Below are 13,286 nucleotides of genomic sequence, written 5' to 3'. Positions count from 1 at the left end.
CTTTTTTGCGTCGGGGAAGTGTTGTGCCGTTATCGTCATTATTTATTCAGTTAGATCATTGCTTACAGCAAACACGCGCCTACTGGCAGTGCGTTGCTTTTGATTACAGTGAATTTCCTTGGTGCGATGAACAGTTAACATATTTTCTAAATGAGCTCAGTGACGAGCAGGTACGAGAACTAGACGCTGATCAGGCTCGTCTTTATGAAGTGTTTGCTGATTTTATTCCTGCTGTCGAAGAGTTATCACAGTTGACTTCCCTACCTTATAGCGAACAGCAAAGGGCCGATTTGCCTTTTTGGCTCAGTAACGGCATTAAAGGTCGTAAATTACTGCAGCTAAAAGATTTCGTCTCACACCTCGATAATGGCGAGCAGCCAGTATTAGAATGGTGCGCAGGGAAAGGGCATTTAGGCCGTATCTTGGCACACCAAGGTGCACAGCATGTGCAAAGTGTCGAATTACAAGCCAATTTGTGTGAGCAAGGGCAGCATAGCGCAAAACAGCAGGGCTTAAACATGCACTTTCGCTGTGCGGATGTGTTGCAAGATAACACCGATGACTGTTTTACTCAGCAACAACATGCTGTGGCTCTCCATGCCTGTGGTCGTTTGCATCAGGTCTTTATGCAGCAGGCGATCAAAGCCGAATGTGACAAAATTAGCTTATCGCCTTGCTGTTATCACTTGTTTACCGAGCCGACTTATGAGGCCATGAGTGCAGAAGGTAAGCAAAGCACACTGCAATTAACCCACAGTGATATGAAATTAGCGCTGCAAGAAACTGTTACGGCACCGAGCAGAGTGACTAAGGTTAGACAAACAGAGGTTACTTGGCGCTTGGGCTTTGATGCGTTGCGTCGAGAAGTGACGGGCGTAGAGCGTTATGTCAGCGTGCCTTCTATTAATAAACAAATATTTTCTGGTGAGTTTGCTGATTTCTGTCAATGGGCGGCGGATCAAAAGCAGGTAGAGTTACCTGAGCTATGTGACTATCAGCATTATCTGCGCTTAGGTGAGCAAAGAAAGAGAATCACCGATCGTATTGAATTAGTCAGGCATATATTCAGACGAGCCATTGAATTGTGGTTGGTACTAGATAGAGCATTGTATTTGCAACAGGCGGGCTATGATGTGCAACTCAGTGAGTTTTGTGAAAAGTCTCTAACGCCGCGCAATATACTCATTCAGGCAAATAAAATAACAAACTAAGGCTAAATTATGTGTGAACTCGACCATTTATTGCAAAATAACCAAGCTTGGGCAGAGCGCACACAAGCAAAGCACCCTGAATTTTTTAGCAAACTCGCTTCGCAGCAAAAACCTGAATATCTGTGGATTGGCTGCTCGGATTCTCGGGTGCCAGCGAACGAAATTGTTGATTTGATGCCGGGTGAGCTATTTGTGCATCGTAACGTCGCGAACGTGGTGGTTCATACCGATCATAATTGTTTGTCGGTGATGCAATACGCTGTTGAAGTGTTAAAAGTGAAGCACATTATGGTCGTTGGTCACTATGGATGTGGTGGCGTGCAAGCCGTTCTTGATGAATCGCGATTAGGCTTGATAGATAATTGGTTAAGGCATGTTGCCGATGTAAAAGAAAAGCATCAAGGGTTGTTGTCGAGTGTCGCTGAGCAACAGCGTTGTGCAGCCCTGTGTGAGTTGAATGTCATTGAGCAAGTGCGCAATGTGTGTTTAACCAATGTGGTGCAAGACGCTTGGTATAGACAGCAAGAACTCACCGTACATGGTTGGGTGTATGGTTTAGAAGATGGCTTGTTGAAAGCGCTCAACTCGCAAACTTGCCATGGCAGTGAAGTGGACCTAATGCATCGTCAGGCGGTAGAGCATATCGCCGAGCGTTATCTTAAATGAGTACATGAAATTAAAAAGGAGCTGCTAGGCTCCTTTTTACTAATAGAATTAGCTTATTCCGCCTTATCAGCTGGATCTTGCTCAGCAAGTTTCGCCTCAAGCTGAGCAACTTTTTCTTCTAATTGCATCAGCTTTTCACGGGTTCTGATCAGCACTTGAGATTGAATATCAAACTCTTCACGGCTGACAAAATCCATCTCAGTTAATTTATTCTGGATAGCTTGTTTGGTTTTTGACTCGAAAGTCTCTGCTAGAGTTTTTACACCCTGTGGCATGTTGCTAGAAATCTGCTTGGCGATCTCTTCAATTTTAGCTGGGTTTATCATGATTGATTACCTGATATGGAGGCGATTAATTAAACTTACGCCATAGTAGCAAATTCGGTTTAGTTTCGGCACCTTTCTAGATCAAATGCTGTTTAATCTTACTAGTTAGTCACTGGGCTTTGCGATAGAATTACTGCCCCAGAATTTCGGACCTGCCAAAAATGAAACTCAATCCAAAACAAGATGAAGCGGTTAAATATATCAGTGGCCCTTGCCTCGTTTTAGCGGGCGCAGGCTCAGGCAAAACGCGCGTAATTACCAACAAAATTGCTTACCTTGTGCAACATTGTGAATACCAAGCAAAAAACATTGCAGCTGTAACCTTTACCAACAAAGCAGCAAAAGAAATGCGAGAGCGTGTGGGGCAAACGCTGGGCAAGCAAGAGGCAAAAGGTCTATGGGTTTCTACCTTTCACACCTTGGGTTTAGAGGTCATCAAAAAAGAGCTAAAAACACTGGGATTTAAACCGGGCTTTTCGTTATTTGACGATCAAGACACCCACCAACTATTGGCAGAGTTGACCGAAAAAGAATTAGACAGAGATAAAGATTTACTGAATTTGCTTAAGATGCAAATTGGCAGTTGGAAGAACGAACTTATTTTGCCTGAGCGTGCTATTCGCGAAGCCCGTGAACCGCAGAAAGCCTTGTTCGCGCAACTCTATGCCCGTTATGCGGTGCAGTTACGTGCCTATAACGCGTTAGATTTTGATGACTTAATCATGATCCCCACTTTACTGTTGGCGCAAAACCCTGATGTGAGAGAACGCTGGCAGGCGCGTTTTCGTTATTTGCTGGTGGATGAATATCAAGATACCAATACCAGTCAGTATCAGTTAGTTAAATTGCTGGTGGGTGAACGCGCGCGCTTTACCGTGGTAGGGGATGATGACCAATCAATTTATTCTTGGCGTGGGGCAAAGCCGCAAAACTTAGTATTGCTGTCAAAAGATTTCCCGGGATTACGCTTGATTAAGTTGGAGCAAAATTACCGAAGTGCAGGGCGAATTCTGAAAGCTGCGAATATTTTGATCGCCAATAACCCGCATGAATTCGATAAACAGTTATTCAGTGAGCTAGAGTATGGCGACCCAATTCGTGTGATAGCGACCAAAGACGAAGAGCACGAAGCAGAACGCGTAGTTGCCGAAATCATCTCCCATAAGTTTATGAAGCGTACCAGTTATAAAGATTACGCCATTTTATATCGCGGTAACCACCAAGCGCGAGTGTTTGAAAAAGCCCTGATGAGTAACCGTATTCCTTACAAAATCAGTGGTGGCATGTCGTTCTTTGCACGCAGTGAAATCAAAGACATCATGGCGTACTTACGCTTGTTAGTGAATCAGGATGACGACAACGCATTTTTACGTATTGTGAATACACCAAGACGAGAAATTGGCCCAGTTACACTCGAAAAATTAGGTAGCTTAGCCAACGAAAAGCACATCAGTTTATTCGAGGCGTGTTTTGAGCCTGAACTGGCAAGCCGATTAGCGGGGCGTGGCTTTAATGCGCTTATGGGCTTCGCTCGTTGGGTCGTTGAGTTATCAGATAGAGCAACGCGTGGAGACACATTGGAAGCGGTGAAAGACATGGTACGTGAGACCAATTATGAAGCGTATCTATATGAGTCATCGCCTAGCGCAAAAGCAGCAGAAATGCGTATGAAAAATGTCTCTGAGTTATATCGTTGGATCACCGATATGTTAACGGGTGATGCAGATAACCCACCGATGACTTTGCCCGAGGTAGTCAGCAAGCTGACACTTCGCGATATGTTAGAGCGTAATGAAGAAGAAGACGATAGCGATGCTGTGCAGTTACTGACACTGCATGCCTCTAAAGGTTTGGAATATCCGCATGTCTTTATGGTGGGGATGGAAGAGGGCTTTTTACCACACCAGACCAGTATTGATGAAGATAACGTAGAGGAAGAGCGTCGTCTTGCCTATGTAGGGATCACTCGCGCGCAGCAAACTTTGACTATGACATATGCGAAGAACCGTCGACAGTTTGGTGAAGTATCTACACCGGAGTTGAGTCGTTTTGTGCAAGAATTACCACAAGATGATTTACAAATTGAAGGTCAGAAGAAAACGGTGCAATCACAACAAGAACGTATGCAATCAGGGCAAGCACGTGTTGCTAATTTACGTGCTATGTTAAAGCGATAAAGGTTCTGACTCTGAGGTGAGTTCGATGAAGGAATTGCCTCGAGTATTTTTATCGTAGTTGACTTGCTTGCCGAAGAATAACTGCAAGCCATGGTTTTCTAACAAGGTTCTGAAATTTAGAATGGCAGGGCCTTTGGCAATTACTTTGCAGTGACGCATCTTAGTCACTGCTAATACACCTTGCAGTTGCACTTCGTAACAAGGTTGCTGCAAAACGCGTTTACTAAAAGTCGAGCTGAGTAGTAAGTACTGGAAGTTAATTTTACTAATCAGACTTAAATCACAGCGATCTTTACCGAAGTCATTAAGGCCAACGGCAAATTCCATCTGCGTGAGCGCTTCGAGGTTTTGCAATTGCGTACTAGATGCAAACCTGAGCTCTTCCTCACTAAATAATAAGCACACGTTATGTTTATGCTGTTTTAGTAAATGGCAGAGGTGTGTAAAGTTATCGCTTTCGAGTACGACTGCGGCACAGCTAAATAAAAGCTCTTGATGATGTGTTTCACTCAAGAACAGCGCTTTTTTCAACAAAGCAAACTCGAGATCGAGTAATTCATTTTTCTCTGCGGTGAACTTCTTTAACACATCAAAACTGGTGCTGCCTAAAATAGGATGATTGCCGAAGATCTCGAGTAACTGTAGCTGTACTTGATTACTTGAGAAGTCGATGACATCGGTTGACCTAAAGTGTGTCGTTAAGCTACTTAAATTATGTTGTTCAGCTTCAACTTTATTTGAGGTAGTGCCTGCGGTCAGCAGAGGGTGATAAAACTCATAGCGGCCTTTGCCTGCATTTTTAGCGTAATACATAGCGGCATCGGCATCGCGAATAATTTCGTCAATATGTTGATAGCGTTTGTTTGAATAGGTAATACCAATACTGGCGCCGCTGTAAACGGTTTGTCCTTTCATTACGAAGGGCTGCTGCATCACTTTTATAATGCGTTTAGCGACGTCTTCAGCTTGTTGTTTATCACTGAGGTGATCTAATAAAATGACAAATTCATCACCAGCAAGACGAGCGAGTAAATCATGATCTCTAATACACTCACCAAAAGCTTTACTGACCCAGATTAAGAATTGATCACCGGCTTGATGGCCTAACTCATCGTTTATTTCTTTGAACTTATCTAAATCAATAAAGAGTACTGAAAAATTATAATCAGGGTGTCTTTGATATTTGAGTAATGTCTTTTCTAATTGAGTTAAGAACAAACTGCGATTTGGCAAACCTGTTAGCGGATCGTGATGCGCGTCGTGATAGAGCTGCTTTTCAATTTTTTTACGCTCTTCAATTTGCATTTGTAGATGCAAATTACTTTGCTGTAATGCTTTGGTTTTATCTGCAACGCGCTGCTCTAACTGTTGGTGGCTTAGCTTCAGTGCTTGATTGGCAAGATGGGTTTGTAAAACCGATGCGATTTGATTTGAAATGAACGAAATAAGTTCAAGATCTTCATGCGTGAATTCATACGCGTCATCGTAAGCTTGGCAAGCAATGAGACCAATAACACCATTTGCTGTTTTGAGCGGTGCACCCATCCAGCTGCTTGCTGGTTTAATAATATCATCACCGCTGCGAATGACGATTTGTTGCTTGATCAGTTTATCGGCACGCTCGCGGTTAATGAGCTGACTGCGCTCTGTACTAATAACAAGCTCGCTATAGCCATTGGCAAAAGGGCGTGGGCAGTAATCACCAACTTCATCAATGCAATAAGGAAAACTTAACCAGTTAGATTCTTTGTCATATAAAGCAATATAGAGATTATCAGCAAACGTAATTGAACGAATAATACGATGTACTTGTTTGTATACATCGTCTATGTCAGTAAACTGTGTTGCTAGCTCTGAGATTTTGAAAAGAATTTGCTGGCGCTCTAACGCGCGTTTTCGACTTTCTATTTCTTTATTTAGCGCTTCGTTACTTTGCATGACTGCACGAGTACGAATTTTTACTTCAGATTCAAGTAACTCACGTTTCTTAACGCGCTCTATGGCTGTACCCAAATAAAGTGAGATAAATTCAAGTAGCTCCACTTGCTGTTCATTATAGCTGAGATCAGCTTCATAGCTTTGTGTCACCATCACACCAATAATGTGTCTATTTTGGCGGATCGGCACGCCTAGCCAGTGTTCAGCGGGTGTGCCAAGCAATTTAAACCGGCCTTCTTCACTAAGACGACTCATTTCTTGCTTATTGATATGAACGGTTTCGCCTTTTCTAAAAGTGAAACCAGTAACGCCTTCAGAAAAGTGATGTGACTCTTGAATTGGCACAGAGATACCATCTTTTTCATCAATGAAATAAGACAACTCTAAGGACTGGGTATATTGGTTTTGCAACACGACGTAAAAGCTGTTGCTAGGTAAGTATTGCTTAAGTATATCGTGAATAGCCGGGTACAGCAGAGTTAGCTCAGCCACAGTATTAGCCAGCTCAGACAATTGTATGAGTGCATTCTGTAATTGATCTCGCTGTTTGTACTTTTGTAAGAGCTTGTTTAGCTTCTTATTTTTATACTTTAGGCGAGTAGCTAAAAGTGCGGGATCTTCCAATGATTTTACCCAATTATTATTAATATTGCTTATTTATTAAGCTTATGATTCCACTTTTGTCATGGAGGGTCAAGGAGAAAATAGGGAACAAAATGGGGAGTTGAGAAAAATTGAATTTAAATGAGAGGTGATGGTCACCTCTCATTAAAAAGTATTACTTTTTAGTCATGAAATCGACTGCTGCTGCAATCTCTTCATCAGAACAATCCATACAAGTACCGCGAGGAGGCATTGCATTAAAACCATTAATTGCATGCTCTACTAATAACTCACGACCTTTTGTCAAACGAGCAGCCCAGTCATCAGCTGTTTTTGGCGCGCCTAGTGCACCTGTACCATGACAAGCCGCACATGACACTTGATAAACTTGCTCACCTGAACGAGGGCCGGTAGGCGCTGCTGGAGCGGCAGCTGCTGCACCTGCTAAGTATACTGAACCTACTGGTGCTAAGCGTTTTTTAATCGCTTCGTCAGTTAAAGCGTTATCAAAAGGTTGTGCGTAAACAGTTGTTGATAGCAATAATAAAGCTGCTGAAAGTTTTTTCATTTGTCTTGCTCACTTCGTTGGTGATGTGCTCAATCACGATAGATGACGGAATAATCACGCGATTATAACGCCACCTATTGATTTATAAAACGTTAACTTGGCAAATTAGACTAAAAACTGATTATTTTTTGCGTTAACGCAATTTTAGCCTCTGACTTAGAGTGGATTAAGCTAACTCTACAAGCTTGGTCATGGCTTTTTGAATGCCTGCGGATGCCTCTGAAATAGATTGAGCAAGCATGTAAGCTGGCGTACTAATTACCTTTTGAGCTTCATCAATAACTATGTCATCAACTGCACAGTTAATATGTTCAGCACCTAATGCAGACATAGCAGCGGCAGTGTCTGCGTCATTGCCAATGGTTGCTTTGATGCCTTTAGCATGAATATGACCAACCAATGCAGGGGCGATACAGACATAAGCGATAGGTTTCTTTTGTTGATTAAATGCTTCACAAGCAGTTTTTAAAGCTGCAAGAATCGTTGAATCACCGCCTTTAAACGCAAAGTCACTTAAGTTTTTCGCTACGCCAAAACCACCAGGGATCGCGAGTGCATCAAAGTCATTTGCATTAAGCGTCTCAAGGTCATGTATTTCACCTCTCGCAATACGCGCGGCTTCAATAAGTACGTTGCGCTTTTGGTCCATTTCTTCGCCATTAAGATGATTAACCACATGGTGTTGATCAATATTTGGTGCGAAGCATTGGTAACTTGCTCCTGCCATTTCTAAATGCAACATAGTTAGAACAGACTCATGGATCTCGGCACCATCAAACACGCCACAGCCACTTAGTATTATCGCGACTTTTTTCATGGTTTTTCCTTCTTTAAAGTTGATAAATCTATTTATATTGAAAGTAGTGTATGTTCAGATCAAAAAATTATAAAGGATCTTGTTTGATCTCTGATCAAATCTTGGTAGTATGTCCGCCCGCTTTGGAAGAGTGGTAAATAATAACAGTGGCAATGACCGCCAATAAAATAGCTTTTCCACATTTCGCTTTATATTTCTGTTTAAGCGCAAAATGTTAAAACCCCTTAAAATCAAAGGTTTTAGGGTTGTTTTTTTGATCTTGAAATTTAAAACCTGAATATTTACATCTTTATCTACAAAGTTATCCACAGATTGTTCTGCTTCGAATAGGCTTTATCTGGACATAATTACTCGAGTTATCCGTTTGCTTATGGCATCCTTACTGGGTTTTTAAAAGTTCATTTAGGATCCACTAAATTATGTCTCAGATCCCCGAAAATCCTTTGATCTTGGTCGATGGTTCTTCTTATTTATTCCGTGCGTATCATGCTCCACCGCATTTAACCAATTCAAAAGGTGAAGCGACGGGGGCCATCTATGGTGTGATCAATATGTTGAAGAGCCTGGTTAGGCAATTTAACCCGAGCCATATGGTTGTGGTATTTGACGCCAAGGGTCCGACATTTAGAAATGAAATGTACAGCGAATATAAAGCGCATCGCCCGCCAATGCCTGATGATCTGCGTACGCAAATTGAACCGATCCATGAGATCATCAAAGCGATGGGTTTACCTTTAGTCAGCATCACAGGCGTTGAGGCCGATGATGTGATTGGTACTTTTGCGCGCATTGCGTCTGAGCAGCAACGTCATGTGTTGATCAGCACGGGCGATAAAGATATGGCTCAACTCGTGAATGAGCATGTCACCTTAATTAATACCATGACTGACACCGTACTAGATCCACAAGGGGTGGTTGATAAGTTTGGTATTGGTCCTGAGCTTATCATTGATTATCTTGCCCTTATGGGTGATAAGGTTGATAACATCCCAGGTGTACCTGGTGTGGGTGAAAAAACTGCACTGGCTATGCTGCAAGGCATTGGTTCTATTAAGTCACTCTATGAAAGATTGGATGACATTGCAGGTCTTGGTTTCCGTGGTTCTAAAACCATGGCTAAAAAACTTGAAGAACATAAAGCGCAGCTAGAGCTGTCTTATGAATTAGCGACCATTAAACTAGACGTTGAAGTTGAACAAAACCTAGAGACTTTCGCCATTGCTGACATGAATAAAGATCGTTTGATCGAACTTTATGGGCAATGTGAATTTAAGCGTTGGCTTAGTGAATTACTCGACGGTAAAGAAGCGCCTAAAACTGCAACAGAGCAAGCACAGCCTGAAGCTAAAAAAATCGAAGCACATTACGAAACCATTTTAACTGAAGCTCAGTTAACCGCTTGGGCCGAAAAGCTTAAAAGTGCAGAGCTAATAGCATTTGATACAGAAACGACGAGTTTAGACTACATGCAAGCTGACTTGGTTGGTATGAGCTTTGCCGTGACAGAAGGCGAAGCCGCTTACTTACCGATTGCGCATGATTACATGGGCGCTCCGGAGCAACTTTCGAAAGCGCTAGTATTCGACGTATTAGGTCCAATTCTGGCTGACGACAATGTGAGAAAAGTAGGGCAGAACCTTAAATACGATAAAAGCGTATTAGCTAGAGCTGGTTTAGAACTCAATGGTATTGCTTTTGATACTATGCTCGAGTCTTATGTATTTAATAGTGTGGGCACACGTCATGATATGGACTCGCTGGCACTAAAATATTTAGGCCATAAAAATATCAGCTTTGAAGAAATTGCCGGTAAAGGTAAAGCGCAACTTACATTTAATCAAATTGAGCTAGAGAAAGCTGCACCTTACGCCGCAGAAGACGCAGACATTACATTACGTTTGCATAATCAACTTTGGCCTATGCTGAAAGAGCAATCAGAGCTGCTCCCTGTATTTAACGACATTGAACTGCCGTTGCTATCTGTGTTATCAAATATCGAACGCACCGGTGTGAAAATTGATAGCCAAATGTTGGCCGAGCAAAGTGTCGAAATCGCTGCGCGCCTAACTGAGCTTGAAAAAGAAGCGTACGAGATTGCAGGGGAAGAATTTAACTTAAGTTCGACTAAGCAATTACAAGCGATCTTATTCGATAAGCTTGGCTTGCCGGTATTGAAGAAAACCCCTAAAGGTGCCCCTTCAACGGCTGAAGAAGTACTGCAGGAATTAGCACATGATTATCCGTTGCCGAAACTTATCATTGAACATCGTGGTTTAGCTAAGCTTAAGTCTACTTATACTGAGAAGCTGCCTAAGCTTGTGAACCCTGAAACGGGTCGTGTGCATACCTCTTATCATCAGGCTGTGACTGCAACAGGCCGTCTAAGCTCAAGCGATCCAAACTTACAGAATATTCCAATTCGTAACGAAGCCGGTCGTCGTATTCGTCAGGCATTTATTGCCGATGAAGGGCACGTGATCTTGGCGGCGGACTACAGCCAGATTGAATTGCGTATTATGGCGCACTTGTCACAAGATGCCGGTTTATTGAAAGCATTCGCTGAAGGTAAAGACGTACACAGTGCAACGGCTTCAGAAGTATTCGGTGTTCCGCTTGAAGAAGTCACCTCGGACATGCGTCGTAAAGCAAAAGCGGTTAACTTCGGTTTAATCTACGGCATGAGTGCCTTTGGTTTAGCGCGTCAGCTCGATATTCCACGTAATGAAGCACAGCATTATATGGATAAGTATTTTGAGCGCTTCCCGGGTGTACTTGAATATATGGAGCGTACGCGCGAAGAAGCGGCTGAAAAAGGGTATGTCGAAACACTATTTGGCCGTCGCTTGCATTTGCCAGATATCAAGGCAAGAAATGGTGCGCGTCGCAAGGCGGCAGAACGCGCAGCGATCAATGCACCAATGCAAGGCACCGCCGCTGATATCATCAAAAAAGCCATGCTGAAAGTGGCGGATTGGCTCGCTACACAAACGACTAATGACATCAAATTGCTTATGCAAGTACACGATGAATTAGTATTTGAAATAGCGAAAGATAAAGTAGAAGCGTTTAGCGAACGCATTTGTTCTTTAATGAGCGAAGCGGCTAATTTAGATGTGCCATTGTTAGTTGAAGCTGATTACGGCGACAACTGGGAACAAGCACACTAATTAGCTTGCTAGAACTTTAAAAAAGAGGCTTTATGCCTCTTTTTTTATGTCTGCAGAAAATAGAGTAATTAAGTAAATACACAGGAGCAGCAAGGCTCACAAAGCAGATAAAGTAAAAAAAGCGTAAACTTAGACAACAGAATGTTTAAAAAATATCAAATTGGCCTAAGTTTTGCTTTTTGGCATTTATTTTTTTGTATCCATTTGTTACAGTGCGCGCGTCCTCATCCTGTAGGACATCCTGTTGATGATGTATCTCTCGCAAGAAGATACAGAGTATTGATAGCTTCTCCCCAGAATTGCTATAGCGGCCCTCCTAGTTTTCGAGGGCCGTTTTTTTCTTCACGACTTTTATTCTTTTTAATTCCTTCATAATTCCTCGACAGTTACACTGTACCTTTCTGACATTAATACCAATCCGCACTAACACTTAATCATTTTGAGGGATTAAACCTGATGATAGCTGCGTTAAAGATTTCTCATTTAGAACAACTAAATAACGAAATATTTGCCTTGCCTACATGGTTGTAGGTACCTCAGAGATAGCAGGACGCGTGAGTGGTGCTACCAACAAGGTTTTCTTGCCTCAAAATAGACCACTTGGTTAAGCGGATTGGTATAATTCAATTTTTGCTAAATCGGTTTTCAAATTCATACCGTAATAGTTTTAATACATAATTTTAGATAGGACTCGTCATGCTTAAACCTTTACTTCTTTCTCTGTCTTTACTGTCGACTCAAGCATTTGCCGCCTGGCAATTAGATAATGATGCAAGCCAACTGAGCTTCACTTCTATTAAGAAAAACAGCATTGCTGAAAACCATCACTTTGAACAACTTTCAGCGCAGATAGATGATAACCAATTAAGCATGGTCATTGAGTTGGCGAGTGTTGAGTCGCTGATCCCTATTCGTAATGAGCGCATGCAAAAAATGTTGTTTAATGTCGCGCAATTTCCTAAGGCTGTGATTGAAGCTGACTTAGCGCCGTATTTAGGCAGCTTAAAACTTGGTCATCAGGTACTAAAGTCAGTACCGGTGACACTTAACCTGCATGGTCAAAAGCAACAGCTCATGTTAGACCTTGCGGTTGTGCAAACGGCAAGGCAATTAATCGTTAGCCCGACTAAAGCAGTTTTAGTGAATGCCACTGATTATAAACTTGAACAGGGTATCGAAGCGCTGCGTAAAATTGCAGGACTAGACAGTATTGCGCAATCTGTGCCTGTGACCTTTAATTTGGTATTTAACCAGCAAGACTTTTAGTTACCCCGGGAACCGGTTAGTTAGAAATGCAAAGCCTGAATGAATTACAAGCGGCGTTACTGACGCCACACGCGCCAACCGAAAAGTGGCCACAACAAACTTGCAGTAGCGGTGATATTCGCATTGATAAAGAAGGGCGTTGGTACTACCAAGACTCCGAAATTAAAAGGCAGGCACTTTGTCGGTTATTTGCCAGTGTATTGCAGTGTCAGGACGGGGTTTATACCGTTACAACGCCTGCAGAACAATGTGAGGTCGATGTAGAAGATGTGCCATTTATCATTGTTGGTTGGCGAGTAATAAGTTCAGAGCAAGGTAATGTGATTGTTTGCCAAGACAATCTTGAAAGAGAATGGCCGATATTGGGTGAATTTGAAATCGAAATTCGTTTATATCAAGGGCAAGAAGTGCCTTACTTAAAGCTAAGTTATGGCTTGGCGGCAAGGGTGAATAGGGCGGTTTATTATCAGTGGGCAGAAAGCGCTGAGCAAGATGAAAAAGGTCTCTATCTTAACTCAGCGGGACAGTCATATTATCTGACTTAATG

At 42.4% G+C, this 13,286-nt stretch carries 10 protein-coding genes; 6 read left to right on the top strand and 4 right to left on the bottom strand.

Annotated features, from left to right (window positions below; all coding sequences use genetic code 11):
• Positions 1 to 23 precede the first annotated feature (23 nt).
• Complete coding sequence (locus tag ACXAC4_RS16075) at positions 24 to 1,211, top strand: methyltransferase (RefSeq protein WP_475163372.1); 1,188 nt, start codon at positions 24 to 26, stop codon at positions 1,209 to 1,211.
• 9 nt (positions 1,212 to 1,220) lie between these two features.
• A complete protein-coding gene (can, locus tag ACXAC4_RS16070; protein ID WP_475163370.1) occupies positions 1,221 to 1,877 on the top strand; it encodes a carbonate dehydratase in 657 nt (218 codons plus the stop codon).
• 53 nt (positions 1,878 to 1,930) lie between these two features.
• On the opposite strand, the gene ubiK is transcribed toward can, so the two are convergent.
• Positions 1,931 to 2,203: a ubiquinone biosynthesis accessory factor UbiK gene (ubiK, locus tag ACXAC4_RS16065; RefSeq protein WP_138477818.1), complete on the bottom strand. Its 273-nt coding sequence runs from the start codon at positions 2,201 to 2,203 to the stop codon at positions 1,931 to 1,933.
• Between the two features lie 161 nt (positions 2,204 to 2,364).
• On the opposite strand from ubiK, the gene rep reads away from it, so the two are divergent.
• Positions 2,365 to 4,380, top strand: coding sequence for a DNA helicase Rep (rep, locus tag ACXAC4_RS16060; RefSeq protein ID WP_475163368.1), 2,016 nt, complete (start codon positions 2,365 to 2,367; stop codon positions 4,378 to 4,380).
• On the opposite strand, the gene ACXAC4_RS16055 is transcribed toward rep, so the two are convergent.
• The 3 genes from ACXAC4_RS16055 to elbB form a co-directional block, all read right to left on the bottom strand.
• Positions 4,369 to 6,942, bottom strand: a complete 2,574-nt coding sequence (locus ACXAC4_RS16055) for a diguanylate cyclase domain-containing protein (protein ID WP_475163367.1) — start codon at positions 6,940 to 6,942, stop codon at positions 4,369 to 4,371. The two genes, rep and ACXAC4_RS16055, sit on opposite strands and share 12 nt — an antisense overlap.
• 154 nt (positions 6,943 to 7,096) lie before the next feature.
• Positions 7,097 to 7,489, bottom strand: coding sequence for a c-type cytochrome (locus ACXAC4_RS16050; protein ID WP_058031255.1), 393 nt, complete (start codon positions 7,487 to 7,489; stop codon positions 7,097 to 7,099).
• A gap of 166 nt (positions 7,490 to 7,655) precedes the next feature.
• On the bottom strand, positions 7,656 to 8,306 hold the full coding sequence (gene elbB, locus ACXAC4_RS16045; protein WP_475163364.1) for an isoprenoid biosynthesis glyoxalase ElbB: 651 nt from the start codon (positions 8,304 to 8,306) through the stop codon (positions 7,656 to 7,658).
• A 419-nt stretch (positions 8,307 to 8,725) separates the two neighbouring features.
• On the opposite strand from elbB, the gene polA reads away from it, so the two are divergent.
• The 3 genes from polA (at position 8,726) to ACXAC4_RS16030 (ending at position 13,284) form a co-directional block, all read left to right on the top strand.
• Positions 8,726 to 11,473, top strand: coding sequence for a DNA polymerase I (gene polA, locus ACXAC4_RS16040; protein ID WP_475163362.1), 2,748 nt, complete (start codon positions 8,726 to 8,728; stop codon positions 11,471 to 11,473).
• Between the two features lie 696 nt (positions 11,474 to 12,169).
• The gene (locus tag ACXAC4_RS16035) at positions 12,170 to 12,739 is read left to right on the top strand and encodes a YceI family protein (RefSeq protein WP_475163359.1); all 570 of its coding nucleotides are present in this window, start codon (positions 12,170 to 12,172) and stop codon (positions 12,737 to 12,739) included.
• 26 nt (positions 12,740 to 12,765) lie between these two features.
• Positions 12,766 to 13,284 carry a DUF1285 domain-containing protein gene (locus tag ACXAC4_RS16030; RefSeq protein ID WP_475163356.1) on the top strand — a complete coding sequence of 173 codons (519 nt, stop codon included), beginning with the start codon at positions 12,766 to 12,768 and terminating at the stop codon, positions 13,282 to 13,284.
• The last annotated feature ends 2 nt before the right edge of the window (positions 13,285 to 13,286 follow it).

It is taken from the genome of Pseudoalteromonas sp. AWM4_233, assembly GCF_056158285.1.
Note: the sequence above shows the minus strand (reverse complement) of the source record. Positions and strands in the feature narration are given on the sequence as shown.